Source organism: Pantoea sp. AG1095 (assembly GCF_003208415.1).
GTDB classification, from domain to species: Bacteria; Pseudomonadota; Gammaproteobacteria; order Enterobacterales; family Enterobacteriaceae; genus Pantoea; species Pantoea leporis.
Map to the genome: position 1 here is coordinate 111,258 of NZ_QKMJ01000002.1, position 15,153 is coordinate 126,410.

The following is a 15,153-nucleotide window of genomic DNA, read 5'->3' on the forward strand; positions in this document are numbered from 1 at the left end:
CGCTTTACTCCTCTGCCCCGTCGTCCCGACCTCTTCCCGCATTGTGCGCGTTGAAAGATGCAAGAGTAGGGCAGACTGAAACAAAATGAAACAAAAAACGGCACCCTTTGGGTGCCGTTTTGCAATTCTCACGAATCAGCCGAAGCTTACTTTTTAATGCGGATAACCGGAGTCTCGCCCACAGTTACCTGACCGGAGAGTTTGATCAGGTCTTTAATCTCGTCCATGTTCGAGATTACAACCGGCGTCAGCGTGGATTTCGCTTTCTCTTCCAGCAGTGCCAGATCAAACTCGATCACCACGTCGCCTTTCTTAACCTTCTGGCCTTCTTCAGCGATGCGTTTGAAACCTTCACCTTTGAGCTCAACCGTGTCGATACCGAAGTGAACAAACAGTTCGATACCGTTATCAGACTCGATTGAAAATGCGTGGTTAGTTTCGAAAATCTTGCCGATAGTACCATCAACCGGTGCAACCATTTTGTTGCCGGTTGGTTTGATTGCGATACCGTCACCCACGATTTTCTCAGCGAATACCACATCAGGTACGTCTTCGATATTTACGATTTCGCCTGACAGAGGCGCAACGATATCAATAGTGCCTGACGCGCTCTCTGATTTTTCGCCAAAAAGTTTAGAAAACAAACCCATGATCTTCTCCTAAGCAGTAATTTGAGGCTAGCGTCCGTGGATCAGCAGAGCGTTTTTTCTTTAATGAACTTGTTGACCAAATTCATCAAATCATCCGCTGTTGGTTGATCCAGAGCCTGCTCCGCCAATGCCTTCGCATCTTCGAAATTAGTATTACGAATGATTTTCTTGATGCTTGGGATTGAAATGGCGCTCATGCTGAATTCGTCCAGCCCCATTCCCAGTAACAGTAGTGTAGCACGTTCATCACCAGCCAGCTCACCACACATGCCGGTCCATTTCCCTTCGGCATGTGATGCGTCGATCACTTGCTTAATGAGGCCAAGAACAGACGGCGTCATTGGGTTATAGAGGTGTGAAATCAAATCATTACCACGATCGACCGCCAGAGTATACTGCGTCAGGTCATTTGTCCCAATACTAAAGAAGTCGACTTCTTTCGCCAGATGGCGAGCAATCACTGCGGATGCTGGCGTTTCAACCATGATGCCGACTTCGATGGTCTCATCAAAGGATTTGCCTTCTTCACGCAGTTGCGCTTTCAGCAGCTCCAGTTCGCCTTTCAGAATGCGAACTTCTTCTACTGAAATGATCATTGGGAACATGATGCGCAGTTTACCGAATGAGGATGCACGCAGAATCGCGCGCAGCTGCGCATGCAAAATCTCTTTACGGTCCATGGCGATACGAATCGCGCGCCAGCCGAGGAACGGGTTGTCTTCTTTCGGCAGGTTCATGTAAGGCAGGTCTTTGTCGCCGCCGATGTCCATGGTACGCACGATAACCGCCTGCGAACCCACGGCTTCAGCCACGGCTTTATACGCCTGAAATTGTTCTTCTTCGGTTGGCAGTGAATCACGGTCCATAAACAGGAACTCGGTACGATACAGGCCAACACCCTCCGCGCCGTTGCGTTCAGCACCGGCAACATCACGCACGGTACCGATGTTAGCGCAGACTTCAACCTGATGGCCGTCCAGCGTAATGGCTGGCAGATCTTTCAGTTTCGCCAGTTCATGCTTTTCAGACAGATATTGAGTCTGAATTGCTTTCAATTCTTCCTGCACGTCATCAGTTGGATTGACGTAAATTTTGTTGTTCACGCCATCAATGATCAGGAAATCACCGTTTTTCACGGTGGCAGTCACGTTGCCGGTGCCGACAATCGCAGGCAGCTCAAGCGAACGCGCCATGATCGAGGTGTGAGATGTACGCCCACCCAGATCGGTAATAAAGCCCAGCACCTTCTTCAGGTTCAGCTGTGCGGTTTCTGACGGCGTTAAATCTTTCGCCACCAGAATAGATTCGTCAGCAATCGCACTCAGGTCGACAATGTGCAGACCGAGAATGTTCTGCAGCAGACGCTTACCTATATCACGTACGTCAGCCGCACGCTCTTTCAGGTATTCGTCATCCAGCTCTTCCAGTGCAACGGCCTGGCCTTCAATCACGGTGTGAGCAGCGGCGTCCGCGGTAGCATGGTCTTTCTTGATGAGGTCGATGATTTCCTGCTCAAGCTCTTCGTCTTCGAGCAGCATGATGTGACCTTCAAAGATCGCCGCTTTCTCTTCACCGAAGGTTTCACCGGCTTTAATGCGAATGGCTTCGAGCTGTGAAGCAGCTTTGCTGCGTCCATCGAGGAAGCGCTGAACTTCCTGCTCAACCTGATCGTCAGTAATTTTTTTACGGCTGATGACGATCTCATCTTCCTTCAGCAAAAGTGCGTTGCCGAAAGCGATACCCGGTGATGCTAAAATGCCTGAAATCATAACCCTACCTTTTAATCACGATGGCTCATTGACCCGATGCGTCGCCACTGTCGCGGAGCAGTACTCTAAAGATGCAATAACGCGGACAGATTGTCCGCGATCAAGATATTTGCACTCAATGGGGCAAAGGGGTCGGTTTAGTTGCGAACTGAGCCGGTTACTCCAGCTCAGCCATCAGCTTGACCAGGTGCTCAACCGCTTGCTGCTCGTCTTCACCTTCAGCAGACAGCGTAACAACCGTACCTTGAGTCAGACCCAAAGTCTGCAGTTTAAACAGGCTTTTCGCGCTGGCAGATTTGCCATTAGAGGTCACATTGATTTCTGACTTAAAAGCCTTTGCTTCTTTGACGAACTGGGCTGCAGGACGAGTATGAAGGCCGTTAGGTGCGGTAATGGTAACTTCTTGCTGGAACATTCTATTTCCCCAACTTTATCAGGTTTGGTGTTATGGATCTAAAGTCTAGCCTGGAGCCGTAACTTTAGCCTGTGTAGGTGCGCTGGTATGGCTTTAAGCTCACCATAAAATGCGCTCGAATGAGTACGTCATTAACAGTGACAGATCAAAAACTGCACGAATGCGTCACTCTTCTCATTATGCCGTGATTCGCCGTTTCGCCAAATCAGTAAATCGATTCAGCTTGATCCACTTCAAAGGCGGATTAATTTCAGGCACCGAAATAATTGGAAGCTTAAATACCAGAGCCGCATCACTGAAAGCAATCTGTCGGGTGATAAAAGTGAGATCTGCACCACAAAAAAGCACCCATTCGGGTGCTTTTTTCGTCAGTTTCAGACTTTCAGCATCACTGCTGGAGTTCTTTCTCAGTGAAGAGATCGGCAAACAGCGCGGTACTTAAATAACGTTCGCCGGAGGAGGGCAGAATCACCACGATGTTCTTGTTGGCGAAGGCTTCATCTTCTTGCAGCTTCAGCGCGGCAGCAACGGCAGCACCTGAAGAGATACCTGCTAAAATACCTTCTTCTTCCATCAGCTTACGGGCGGTGCTAATGGCTTCTTCATTGGTGATCGCCACTACGCGGTCGATCAATTCCAGATCAAGGTTGCCAGGAATGAAGCCGGCACCGATGCCCTGAATTTTATGTGGGCCTGGTTTGATCTCTTCGCCCGCCAGTGCCTGAGCAATAACCGGTGAATCTGTTGGCTCAACGGCAACGGTAATCAACTCGGTCTTGCCTTTGGTATTCTTGATGTAGCGGCTCACGCCTGTCAGCGTACCGCCGGTGCCCACGCCCGCAATAAACACGTCCACTTCGCCGTCGGTGTCTTCCCAAATTTCTGGACCGGTGGTTTTTTCGTGGATTTCCGGATTGGCTGGGTTGCTGAACTGCTGCAACAGCACATATTTGTCCGGATCGCTGGCGACAATCTCTTCCGCCTTCGCGATGGCACCTTTCATGCCTTTAGGACCTTCGGTTAGCACCAGGTTAGCTCCCAGCGCTTTCAGCAGCTTGCGGCGCTCAATTGACATGGTTTCTGGCATGGTTAGCGTCAGCTTGTAACCGCGCGCTGCGGCGACGTAAGCCAGCGCAATACCGGTGTTACCGCTGGTTGGTTCAACCAGCTCAACGCCCGGCTTCAAAATACCGCGTTTTTCCGCGTCCCAAATCATATTGGCACCGATACGGCATTTGATGCTGAAGCTCGGGTTGCGCGACTCGACCTTAGCCAGAATGCGGCCGTTACCGATGCGGTTCAGTCGAACCAGCGGCGTATGACCAATTGTCAGAGAGTTGTCTTCATAGATCTTACTCATAGCTCGTCCTTAACTGTATGAAATATTGGGAACCCTCAGAGCATACCTTTTCTAATGATGTGCGGAAGGAAAGAAATCGCATATCTATATAGCGCACAACCATAAGCCTTACGCAAAAATGCATAAGACGATTTAAAGCTTTAGCGGCGCGCATGTTGTGCATGATAACGATCCACCCACATGGCCGTTGCACCGCATACCGCAACCGGCAGAATCGCCAGATTGATAATCGGGATCATGGTGAACAGGCTAACCAGCGCACCAAATTGCATATTTGCGCTTTTGTGCTGGCGCAACGCCTGGCGCATCTGCTGGAAACTCACTTTGTGGTTATCAAATGGGTAGTCGCAATACTGCACGGACAGCATCCACGCACTGAATAAAAACCATAGAACGGGCGCCACCGTTTGTCCAAAGCCGGGGATAAAGTGCAGCAACAGCAAACCAAGCGCACGCGGCAAATAGTAGCCGAGCTTCTGAAACTCTCGCTTCATGATGCGCGGTATGTCTTTTATCAGGCCCACCCAACCGCTATCTGGTAATGGCGTTCCGGTCAATCGCCCTTCAAGCTGCTCGGCGAGCAAGCCACAGAAGGGCGCGGCAATCAGATTTGCCAGAGTCGAAAAGAAGTAACTGAATACCAACACAATCGAAATCACTGAGAGCGGCCATAGCAGATAACTCAGCCACTGCAGCCAGTCGGGGATATGTGACATTAAAGCCGGGATCCACTGCCCCAAGCGCTGAAACAACCAGATAAAGGCACCGCCAAGTAGCACGATGTTGATCAGTAGCGGCATGATGACATAGCGACGAATGCCGGGCAGGCGCACCAGTTTCCATCCTTCAGCGAAGTAGTGAACACCATTAAATGTTGAGACCGAATTTCCTGCGGGCATAGCGAGGCTTTCTCCTAAATATAGCGGCGCGACCATCATAACCTGGCTTTTTATCGGCTTCAGGCAGTGTTTGCGCGAAAAAACAGCAAAAAAGCGTGGGGCAGCTATCTAATTTGTCAGAAAATACTGCACAGACTTGCACTTGTTTAGCTGGGCAAATACAGTTAGAGGATAAAGTTTGCCGTGGTGGCAAGGTATTGGAACAACAGAGAATACAATGATGCAGGATTTGCGTCTGATATTAATCGTTGTTGGCGCGATCGCCATAATAGCGCTGCTACTTCATGGACTGTGGACCAGCCGTAAAGAGCGCTCCTCCGTGTTTCGTGATCGCCCGCACAAACGTCTGAAACAGCGCGAAGAAGCCGATGAAGATCTGCTGAGCGAAGAAGATGATGGCGTCGGCGAAGTCCGTGTACGTCGTCATCGTGATGCGGATGAAGAACCTGAATTCACTGCACGTCCAGCGAGCGCGCCGCGTGCGCCTGAACCTGTACGTCAACCGGCATCACGTCAGGCTGACCCATTATTAGGCGATCCGCTGCTGGATGACGAGCCAGACGTGCGTAAGCCGGCTGCGCCGCAAGCGCCAGTGGCGAAGCCAACGGCAGCGCCTGCACCACTACCGATTCAGGCCGATCCATTGCTGGATAACGAACCGCTTTCCGCGACTCAACCTGCACCTGAATTCCTCGCCGCAGAAGAGCCAGAATTCGAACCTGAAGCGCCAGTTGCACATCAACCAGAAGCGCCACAGCCAGCGGCTGCTGCGCCTGGCAGTAAAAGAGAGGCCGTATTAGTGCTGCACGTCGCTGCACATGCGGGCGGCGAACTGAACGGTGAAGCGCTGTTGCAGGGCATCCTGCAGGCCGGATTCCAGTTTGGTGAAATGAACATTTTCCATCGCCATCTCAGCCCAGCCGGTAGCGGTCCGGTGCTGTTTAGCCTGGCGAACATGGTGAAGCCGGGTTCATTCGATCCGGATCAAATGGGGAATTTCTCAACGCCTGGCGTCTCGATCTTCATGATGGTGCCGTCGTACGGCGATGCGAATCAGAACTTCAAGCTGATGCTGCAATCCGCGCAGCGTATCGCTGATGATGTAGGCGGCGTGGTGCTGGATGATGAGCGTCGCATGATGACGCCGCAGAAGCTGGAAACCTACAAAACGCGTATTCGCGAAGTTATCGGTTAATCGCCGCTAGCTGAGTCAAAACAAATATAACCCCCGCCTGTCGGGGGTTTTTTATCGGATAAGAGACTATGAAATCGGTTCAGGAGCAGATCACCGCGCTGCGCACCACGTTACGTCACCACGAATATCTCTACCACGTGATGGATACGCCGGAAATTCCGGATGCAGAGTATGACCGATTGATGGTTCAGCTGCGCGAGCTGGAAAGCGCACATCCTGATTTGATCACCCCTGATTCACCCACCCAACGCGTGGGTGCGGCACCGCTGGCGGCTTTTGAGCAAGTGCGTCATGAAGTGCCGATGTTATCGCTGGACAACACCTTTGATGAAGCGGGCTTCCTTGCCTTTAATAAACGCGTGCAGGATCGCCTTAAAAGCACTGACGAATTGACTTACTGCTGCGAGCTCAAGCTGGATGGTCTAGCCGTGAGCTTGCTGTATGAAGATGGCCTGCTGGTGCGTGCGGCGACGCGCGGAGATGGCACCACCGGCGAGAACATCACGGCGAACGTGCGCACAATTCACGCCATTCCTCTGCGTCTGCATGGCGATAACATCCCCGCACGCGTTGAAGTGCGTGGCGAAGTGTTTATCACCGAAAGCGGTTTTGAAAAGCTGAATGAAGAAGCGCGTCGCACCGGCGCGAAAGTCTTTGCTAACCCACGCAACGCCGCAGCCGGTTCACTGCGCCAGCTCGATCCACGCATCACCGCTAAACGTCCACTGACCTTCTTCTGCTACGGTTTTGGTTTGCTGGAAGGCGGTGAAATGCCTGCCAGCCATTGGCAACGTCTGCAACAGTTTAAGGCGTGGGGATTGCCAGTCACCGATCGTATTCGCCTGGCACACAGCGCCGATGAGGTGCTGGCGTTTTATCGCCAGGTTGAGCAGGAACGCCCGTCGCTCGGCTTCGATATCGATGGCGTGGTTATCAAGGTCGATTCTCAGGCGCTGCAGGAGCAGCTCGGCTTTGTGGCGCGTGCGCCGCGCTGGGCTGTGGCTTTTAAATTCCCGGCGCAGGAACAGATGACGTTCGTGCGCGATGTCGAATTCCAGGTGGGCCGCACCGGCGCGATTACGCCCGTCGCGCGTCTGGAGCCGGTTCAGGTTGCGGGCGTTGTGGTAAGTAATGCCACGCTGCACAACGCCGATGAAATTGCCCGACTGGGTTTGCGCATTGGCGACAAGGTGGTGATTCGCCGCGCTGGTGACGTGATTCCGCAAGTGGTCAACGTGGTGGAATCGGAGCGCCCGGCAGAGACGCGTGAAATCGTCTTCCCAGGTCATTGCCCGGTGTGCGGTTCAGACGTTGAACGCGTGGAAGGTGAAGTCGTGACGCGCTGCACCGGCGGCCTGATTTGTGGCGCGCAGCGTAAAGAAGCGCTTAAACACTTCGTTTCGCGTCGTGCGATGGATGTCGATGGCATGGGCGATAAGATCATCGATCAGTTGGTGGAGAAAGAGTACGTTTTAACGCCAGCCGATCTGTTCCGCCTTACTGCCGGTAAGCTAACCGGACTCGATCGCATGGGCCCTAAATCGGCTCAGAACGTGGTTGATGCGCTGGAAAAGGCCAAATCCACCACGCTGGCACGTTTCCTCTATGCGCTGGGTATTCGCGAAGTGGGCGAAGCCACTGCCGCCAACCTTGCCAATCACTTTGGCGAGCTGGAAAAGGTGATGAATGCCGATCTCGATGCGCTGATTGAAGTGCAGGATGTCGGCAAAGTGGTGGCGACGCATGTGCGTAACTTTATGGATGAAGAGAGCAACCGCGCCGTTATTCGCGATCTTACTGAAGAGATTGGCGTGCACTGGCCGCAGGTTGAAGTGATCAATGTCGAAGAAATTGAAAGTCCATTTGCCGGTAAAACCGTGGTACTGACCGGCTCTCTGTCGCAGATGAATCGCGATGATGCCAAAGAGCGTCTGGTAGCGTTGGGCGCTAAGGTGAGCGGTAGCGTGTCGAAGAAAACCGATTTGCTGATTGCGGGGGAAGCGGCCGGTTCCAAGCTGGCGAAAGCGCAGGAGCTCGGCATTCTGGTGATCGACGAAGCGGAAATGATTCGCCTGCTCGGAGCGTAACGTGGATAAACAGCAACTGGTTGAAATCGCCAACACCGTGATGCCGTTCGGCAAGTACAAGGGCAGAGCGCTGATTGACGTGCCGGAGGAGTATTTGCTGTGGTTCGCTCGCAAAGATGAATTCCCGGCCGGTAAGTTAGGCGAATTGATGCAGCTGACGCTGACCATCAAGATCGAAGGGCTGGAAGGTTTAATCAAACCGCTCAAGCGCAATGAATAACAAAACGGCCCGCTTTTGCGGGCCGTTATATTTAGGACTTCTGCGCTTGTACTTGCTGCTGCGCCAGCTGTTTTTCATTGCCGGCTTTATAGCGCTGGGCAATGAAAGAACACACCATTAACTGCACCTGATGGAAGATCATCAGCGGCAGCACGATAATCCCCACGGAACTGGCCGGGAACAGGATGTTGGCCATCGGGACGCCGTTTGCCAGACTCTTTTTCGAGCCACAGAACAGCACCACAATCTCGTCCGCACGGCTGAAGCCAAACAGGCGCGATGCCGCCAGGTTAATCGCCAGTGCGATAAACAGCACCAGCACGCTGCCGACCAGAATCCACAGCAAGGTATCCACGCCCACGCGATGCCAAATGCCGTTCACCACCGCTTCGCTGAAGGCGGAGTAAACCACCAGCAGAATCGAGGTTTGGTCGGTTTTACCAATCAGGCTGCGATGCTTCTCGACCCACGCCCCAATCCAGCGACGCGACAGATGTCCTAAAACAAACGGCACCAGCAGTTGCAGCATAATTTTGCCAATCTGCTCCAGACCGTTGCCCGGCATTTCGCTGTGCACATTCATCACCAAATTCACCAGCAGCGGCGAGACAAATACGCCGAGCAGGCTGGAGGCTGAAGCCGCACAGACCGCAGCGGCGACGTTGCCGCCCGCCATTGAGGTGAAGGCGATTGAGGATTGCACGGTCGCTGGCAGAATACACAGATAGATAAAGCCGGTGTAAATCTCCGGGCTGACGTTAACCGGATGCCACCAGACAATCAGCAAACCAATAATCGGGAAAATCACAAAGGTGCTGCACATAATCCACAAGTGCAAACGCCAGTGGCTGCTGCCGGCAATGATCTTCTCGCGCGACAGTTTGGCGCCATGCATAAAGAACAGCAGGGCGATGGCGGCGGTGGTCAGATATTCGAAGATATCGACAAAGACGCCTTTGGCAGGAATAAAGCTGGCCAGCAGCACGGTAATGATGAGTTTAATCATCATCGGATCGAGGCGTAAAAATCCCATTGTTAAAATCCGGTTAAATTTAAAAAAATGATGGTGCTGATTGTGCGCCTGCTGGGTTTAGAAATAAAATTGATTTATTGCATCAATCTATGAGCGATATCGATGAATTACACCTTACGTCAGTTGCGCACCTTTGTCGCGGTGGCGCATCACGGCAGCTTCAGTCTGGCCGGCCAAGCGATTGGTTTAAGTCAATCGGCGGTCAGCCACAGCATTAAAGAGCTGGAAGCGGAAATGGGCGTGCGCTTACTCGATCGCACCACGCGGGAAGTGATGCTGACCGAGGCGGGGCAGCAGCTGGCCACACGGCTTAATCGTCTGCTGGACGACCTCAATACCACCGTGTTGGATGTGCGCAGCTATGGCGAACAGCGCAGCGGCACGGTGCGTGTTGCCGCCAGCCAAACGCCTTCTGCCCATCTGATGCCGCAGTGCCTGGCCAGCAGCCAGCAGCGCTATCCGGATATCCGCGTCATCCTGCATGACCGCGTACAGCAATGGGTGCTGCAAAGCGTACGCAATGCGGAGGTTGATTTTGGCATTGTAATTGGCCCGCTCAACGACACTGATTTCGACAGCGAAGAGATTTTGCAGGAGCCTTTTTTACTGCTGTGTCATGAAGATGACGAGCTGGCGCAAATTGAACAGGCGCAATGGTCGATGCTGGCGGGACGCAATATGGTGCTGCAGGATTATGCTTCTGGCAGTCGCGTGTTAGTTGATGCCGCGCTGCAACAGTTGGCGTTGAGTGTGCATGTGGTGCAGGAAATCGGTCATCCCGCTACGCTTTATCCGATGGTGGAAGCGGGAATTGGCATCAGTATTCTGCCTGCGCTGGCCTTGCCGCTGCCGTCAGGACGCAAACTCACGGTGCGGCGTCTTTATCCGGAAATTAATCGCAGCCTGATGCTGATAAAGCGCAAAAACCGCTCGCTGACACCCGCCGCAGAAGCGATCTGGCAGGAAGTGCGCCAGCAGGCAGCCCTGCTGACGCAACAACGCATGCTAAAGCCGGCGTTTTAAACGTACACGTTGATTTGATTGGTATCAGTTGGGCGGTTAATACCATCAGCTTTGGTGGCCGCAGGTTGCTGTGCTTCCTGTTTCTGTTGCGCTTTCTCAGCTTGCTGCTGCTCAATCTGCGCGATTTGCGCTTCAATCATTTGAATCTGTGATTGCAGCATCTGCTCCTGTTCAGACTTTTGCTCATCGGTGAGCGTATCGTCGCTGGAAAGATCTTTCAGCTGCTTAGTGATGGATTGAATCTGTTTATAGAGGCTGGCGATTTCTGAGGTAGAACCGCCGCCGCTACTTGCGGTGCTGACACTACCTACGCTGGATATAGACATGGTTTTCTCCTTGCAATAGACCATTATCGTTATCGGTCAGAGTATAAGGAGGCTTGAGGGCAGGGAATGTTAAACTTGCGAAAAGGGTTCGTTGGGATTTAGCGCATTAACCACAGATTTAACGCATAGCAAAAAGGCGCCTTTAGGGCGCCTTTCTACATTGGTGGGTCGTGCAGGATTCGAACCTGCGACCAATTGATTAAAAGTCAACTGCTCTACCAACTGAGCTAACGACCCGAAGTGGTGGGTGATGACGGGCTCGAACCGCCGACCCCCTCCTTGTAAGGGAGATGCTCTACCAACTGAGCTAATCACCCACTTCGGTACTGCTTAACAAGAGTGTCATCTGACTAAGATATGGTGGGTGATGACGGGCTCGAACCGCCGACCCCCTCCTTGTAAGGGAGATGCTCTACCAACTGAGCTAATCACCCATATCTTATCTCTTGTTCACTGCGGGCCATCTTTAAACCTTCTAAAGAGTGGTGGGTGATGACGGGCTCGAACCGCCGACCCCCTCCTTGTAAGGGAGATGCTCTACCAACTGAGCTAATCACCCCCGCTGTGTGGAGTCGCATTATAGGGATCCTTCAAAGTGAGTCAACGGTTTTTAAAACTTAAATGTGCGTTCGCTTTAAAAATAATCATCGTGGGGTGCTTTTCGCCAATGTGCTGGTTTTATTAGCAGAAAAGCGCACAGCAAACCGGGATGCCACCGCGACAATCATTGAGGAATCAGCCTCACCTGCTAGAATGTGCGCACTGTTTTTTCGCGTTAACCCGTTTTTTTGTCATCCAGACAATGAAACCTGCGCATTTAAGGCAATGCTGAATGAAAATCAAAACTCGCTTCGCACCCAGCCCAACGGGCTATCTGCACGTAGGCGGTGCTCGTACTGCTCTTTACTCCTGGCTTTATGCTCGCCATAACAAAGGCGAATTCGTTCTGCGTATCGAAGATACCGATCTGGAGCGTTCCACACCGGAAGCCATTGAAGCCATCATGGATGGTATGAACTGGCTGAGCCTTAACTGGGATGAAGGTCCGTATTATCAGACCAAGCGTTTTGATCGCTACAACGCGGTGATCGACGACATGCTGGAAGCGGGCACGGCCTATAAATGCTACTGCAGTAAAGAACGTCTCGATGCGCTGCGTGAAGAGCAGATGGAAAAAGGCGAAAAGCCGCGTTATGACGGTCGCTGCCGCGACAGCCATGAACATCACGCTGCTGATGAGCCGTGCGTGGTGCGCTTCCGCAACCCGCAGGACGGTTCTGTCATCTTTGACGATCAGATTCGTGGTCCGATTGAATTCAGCAACCAGGAACTGGATGACCTGATCATTCGCCGCACCGACGGTTCGCCCACCTATAACTTCTGTGTGGTGGTGGATGACTGGGATATGGGCATCACTCACGTGATTCGTGGTGAAGACCATATCAACAACACGCCACGCCAGATCAATATCCTGAAAGCGATCGGTGCAGAAGTGCCAACCTACGCGCACGTATCAATGATCCTCGGCGATGACAGTAAGAAGTTGTCCAAGCGTCATGGCGCTGTTGGCGTGATGCAGTATCGTGATGACGGTTATTTGCCGGAAGCGCTGCTCAACTATCTGGTACGTCTTGGCTGGTCACATGGCGATCAGGAGATTTTCAGCGTGCCGGAAATGGCAGAGCTGTTCACTCTGGATGCCGTGAGTAAGTCGGCCAGTGCTTTCAATACTGAAAAACTGCAGTGGCTAAATCATCACTACATTAATACGCTGCCGCCGGAGTACGTTGCTACGCAGCTGCAATGGCATATTGAGCAGCAGAAGATTGATACCCGCACCGGTCCGGAGTTGGCAAAGCTGGTTACCTTACTGGGCGAGCGTTGCAAAACCCTGGTAGAGATTGCGGCATCTTGCCGTTACTTCTATGAAGAGTTTGAAGCCTTTGATGCTGACGCGGCGAAGAAGCATCTGCGTCCGGTCGCGCGTCAGCCGCTGGAAGTGGTGCGCGACAAACTGGCTGCAATCAGCGACAGCAACTGGAACGCAGAGAATGTGCATCATGCAATTCAGTCTGCGGCAGATGAGCTGGAGCTGGGGATGGGCAAAGTCGGTATGCCACTGCGTGTAGCGGTGACCGGTTCTGGTCAGTCACCGGCGCTGGATGTGACGGTGGAAGCAATTGGTCGCAGCCGCTGCGTTGCGCGAATCGAAAAAGCGCTGGCATTCATCGCGGAGCGCGAAGCAAACGCATAATATGAAAAAGCCGGAAGCATCTGCTTCCGGCTTATTTATTCTTCCTGAATCCCCAGACGTTCCAGTACGCCTCGAATTCCCTCCCGCAACAACAACGCCGCAAATTGCTCTTGCTCCGCTGCCGTCATTTGCTGGACAGAATTTATTAATAACGCAGGTAACGTATTTTGTTGTGCACCGTAATTAGCCGCCGGTTCGTTCGCGTGGCGGGTGGATTGAACAAAGCTCTTTACGCGCTCATCTATATGGATCAATCGCGCTTTACCGCCCTGAACACCGGGCTTTGGCGTGGTTGTCCAGTTTTCACGCTTGATCCATTTATTCACCGTTTGCCGACTGTAGCCCGTTTCCTGCGCGAGCTCCTCGGGGGTAAGCCATTCCTTTTTCACGATGCTGTCCCTGTTAAATACATTAGTTCTACATATTACAACAAAACGTAACGGGGAAAAGTAACCTGAACAGAAAATGCCTTCTGCTCTCCAACAAAAGGCAAAATTAGGTTATTGCGCCTGGCTCACTGCGGGTTGTTCCGGACGGAAAGCGATGAAATAGGTGAGGCCAACAAAAATTGCACCGCCCACGCCGTTACCGAGGAACACCGCGATCACATTTGGCGCAAATTCCGCCCAGCTCATCTGCCCGGCAAAAATTGCCGCCGGAACAATAAACATGTTTGCGACAACGTGCTGGAAGCCAATCGCCACGAACGCCATCACCGGGAACCACATACCGAAGATTTTACCTACTACATCTTTACTGGCGAAGGCGAGCCATACCGCCAGACACACCAGCCAGTTGCAGCCCACGCCGGAAATAAAGGCGTGCAGGAAATCGGCATTCACTTTTGCGTGCGCAATCGCCACGGTTTTTTTCAGGTAATCGCCTTCGGTCATGCCCAGCATGTGACCAAAGAACCATGCAACCGCAACGCTGCCAATGAAATTGGCGAGGGTAACCCAAAACCAGTTACGCAGAACGCTGAAGCCACTGATGCGACGAGCGAACCAGGCGATGGGCATCGTCATCATATTGCCGGTCAGCAGCTCGCCGCCCGCCAGTACCGTCATGATCAACCCGACCGGGAACACCGCAGCGCCGAGCAGCACGCCGAATGAACCCCATTCAGCAGGCAGTTGGTTAATGACATGCAGATCGAGCAGGAAGCCAGTGGCGATAAACGCACCGGCCATAAAGCCAAGAATCAACAAGGTGGAGATAGGCAGGCGGCTTTTAGCCACGCCAGCTTGAATCGCCAGTTGGGCGATCTCTTTAGGTGTATGCAGCGACATAGTTCACTTTTCTTTTATGGATTAATGGGGACGTTGCTGGCCGGTCATTGAGAGAACACCCTGGTAGGATGACCGGTTAATTAGCGCGCTAAGTTTTACACGCACTTTTAACGAAAACAAGACTGCTTCTAACATCTTTAACCTAAAGTTAACGCTGGGTTGAGGTTGGAGTGGGGAAGCATTGCCGGAGGTTGCATATAAATAGTCGCGCAGCGGGATGGCGTGTTGAAAAAAAAGCCATGCTGACGCGGGGTTGACGCCTTTTTCAGCGATCAAACACAGAACGTGAATTTGACGTTGACACTCAAGGGGCGGTTTCATATTATCCCGTCCGTCGAGTTTACTCGGCAGTTTTTCGGTTCGGGGGTATAGCTCAGCTGGGAGAGCGCTTGCATGGCATGCAAGAGGTCAGCGGTTCGATCCCGCTTATCTCCACCAAACCGCTCCCAACGGTTTGACCGAAAAATGATTTCCAGATGTGGGGGTATAGCTCAGCTGGGAGAGCGCTTGCATGGCATGCAAGAGGTCAGCGGTTCGATCCCGCTTATCTCCACCAAATCTCTGTTCATTCTGAACACATTCAAAAAATACCTTCTTAAACGCAACGCAGTAAATTGCGATTTTTGTCGTTTG

Annotated in this window: 14 protein-coding genes and 6 tRNA genes; 7 read left to right on the forward strand and 13 right to left on the reverse strand. The window is 52.4% G+C overall.

Annotated features, from left to right (window positions below; translation table 11 throughout):
- Positions 1-146: 146 nt before the first annotated feature.
- The 5 genes from crr to cysZ all read right to left on the reverse strand — a co-directional run bounded on the left by crr (position 147) and on the right by cysZ (position 5,093).
- On the reverse strand, positions 147-650 hold the full coding sequence (crr, locus tag DEU53_RS07105; RefSeq protein WP_008107804.1) for a PTS glucose transporter subunit IIA: 504 nt from the start codon (positions 648-650) through the stop codon (positions 147-149).
- Positions 651-691: 41 nt separating this feature from the next.
- Positions 692-2,419, reverse strand: a complete 1,728-nt coding sequence (ptsI, locus tag DEU53_RS07110) for a phosphoenolpyruvate-protein phosphotransferase PtsI (protein ID WP_110866519.1) — start codon at positions 2,417-2,419, stop codon at positions 692-694.
- A gap of 157 nt (positions 2,420-2,576) precedes the next feature.
- Complete coding sequence (ptsH, locus tag DEU53_RS07115) at positions 2,577-2,834, reverse strand: phosphocarrier protein Hpr (protein WP_101763576.1); 258 nt, start codon at positions 2,832-2,834, stop codon at positions 2,577-2,579.
- 388 nt (positions 2,835-3,222) lie between these two features.
- Entirely contained in the window at positions 3,223-4,194 is a 972-nt protein-coding gene (gene cysK, locus DEU53_RS07125; RefSeq protein ID WP_101763577.1) for a cysteine synthase A, read from the reverse strand.
- 140 nt (positions 4,195-4,334) lie between these two features.
- Positions 4,335-5,093 carry a sulfate transporter CysZ gene (cysZ, locus tag DEU53_RS07130; protein ID WP_101763578.1) on the reverse strand — a complete coding sequence of 253 codons (759 nt, stop codon included), beginning with the start codon at positions 5,091-5,093 and terminating at the stop codon, positions 4,335-4,337.
- Between the two features lie 217 nt (positions 5,094-5,310).
- Here cysZ and zipA point away from each other — a divergent pair, with 217 nt between their 5' ends.
- The 3 genes from zipA to DEU53_RS07145 all read left to right on the forward strand — a co-directional run bounded on the left by zipA (position 5,311) and on the right by DEU53_RS07145 (position 8,595).
- Positions 5,311-6,288 carry a cell division protein ZipA gene (gene zipA / locus DEU53_RS07135; RefSeq protein ID WP_110866520.1) on the forward strand — a complete coding sequence of 326 codons (978 nt, stop codon included), beginning with the start codon at positions 5,311-5,313 and terminating at the stop codon, positions 6,286-6,288.
- Between the two features lie 68 nt (positions 6,289-6,356).
- Complete coding sequence (gene ligA, locus DEU53_RS07140; protein ID WP_110866521.1) at positions 6,357-8,375, forward strand: NAD-dependent DNA ligase LigA; 2,019 nt, start codon at positions 6,357-6,359, stop codon at positions 8,373-8,375.
- A gap of 1 nt (position 8,376) precedes the next feature.
- Positions 8,377-8,595, forward strand: coding sequence for a DUF3820 family protein (locus DEU53_RS07145; RefSeq protein ID WP_101763581.1), 219 nt, complete (start codon positions 8,377-8,379; stop codon positions 8,593-8,595).
- Between the two features lie 31 nt (positions 8,596-8,626).
- Here DEU53_RS07145 and DEU53_RS07150 read toward each other — a convergent pair whose 3' ends face one another.
- The gene (locus DEU53_RS07150) at positions 8,627-9,628 is read right to left on the reverse strand and encodes a bile acid:sodium symporter family protein (protein ID WP_110866522.1); all 1,002 of its coding nucleotides are present in this window, start codon (positions 9,626-9,628) and stop codon (positions 8,627-8,629) included.
- Positions 9,629-9,730: 102 nt separating this feature from the next.
- Between DEU53_RS07150 and DEU53_RS07155 the strand changes: the two genes are divergently transcribed.
- Positions 9,731-10,651, forward strand: a complete 921-nt coding sequence (locus DEU53_RS07155) for a LysR family transcriptional regulator (RefSeq protein WP_101763583.1) — start codon at positions 9,731-9,733, stop codon at positions 10,649-10,651.
- Here DEU53_RS07155 and DEU53_RS07160 read toward each other — a convergent pair.
- From DEU53_RS07160 to DEU53_RS07180, 5 genes are all read right to left on the reverse strand, one after another.
- A complete protein-coding gene (locus DEU53_RS07160; RefSeq protein WP_101763584.1) occupies positions 10,648-10,977 on the reverse strand; it encodes a FlxA-like family protein in 330 nt (109 codons plus the stop codon). The genes DEU53_RS07155 and DEU53_RS07160 overlap by 4 nt on opposite strands.
- Positions 10,978-11,138: 161 nt before the next feature.
- Positions 11,139-11,214, reverse strand: a tRNA-Lys gene (locus DEU53_RS07165).
- Between the two features lie 4 nt (positions 11,215-11,218).
- Positions 11,219-11,294, reverse strand: a tRNA-Val gene (locus DEU53_RS07170).
- A gap of 41 nt (positions 11,295-11,335) precedes the next feature.
- Positions 11,336-11,411, reverse strand: a tRNA-Val gene (locus DEU53_RS07175).
- Positions 11,412-11,460: 49 nt separating this feature from the next.
- Positions 11,461-11,536: transfer RNA gene (locus DEU53_RS07180), tRNA-Val, on the reverse strand.
- Between the two features lie 273 nt (positions 11,537-11,809).
- Here DEU53_RS07180 and gltX point away from each other — a divergent pair.
- Complete coding sequence (gltX, locus tag DEU53_RS07185) at positions 11,810-13,231, forward strand: glutamate--tRNA ligase (protein WP_110866523.1); 1,422 nt, start codon at positions 11,810-11,812, stop codon at positions 13,229-13,231.
- A 35-nt stretch (positions 13,232-13,266) separates the two neighbouring features.
- Here gltX and DEU53_RS07190 read toward each other — a convergent pair whose 3' ends face one another.
- The gene (locus DEU53_RS07190; protein ID WP_110866524.1) at positions 13,267-13,620 is read right to left on the reverse strand and encodes a YfeC-like transcriptional regulator; all 354 of its coding nucleotides are present in this window, start codon (positions 13,618-13,620) and stop codon (positions 13,267-13,269) included.
- 111 nt (positions 13,621-13,731) lie between these two features.
- Positions 13,732-14,520, reverse strand: coding sequence for a formate/nitrite transporter family protein (locus DEU53_RS07195; protein WP_101763587.1), 789 nt, complete (start codon positions 14,518-14,520; stop codon positions 13,732-13,734).
- A gap of 362 nt (positions 14,521-14,882) precedes the next feature.
- Here DEU53_RS07195 and DEU53_RS07200 point away from each other — a divergent pair.
- Positions 14,883-14,958 (forward strand) — tRNA-Ala (locus tag DEU53_RS07200).
- Between the two features lie 42 nt (positions 14,959-15,000).
- Positions 15,001-15,076 (forward strand) — tRNA-Ala (locus DEU53_RS07205).
- Positions 15,077-15,153: the final 77 nt, after the last annotated feature.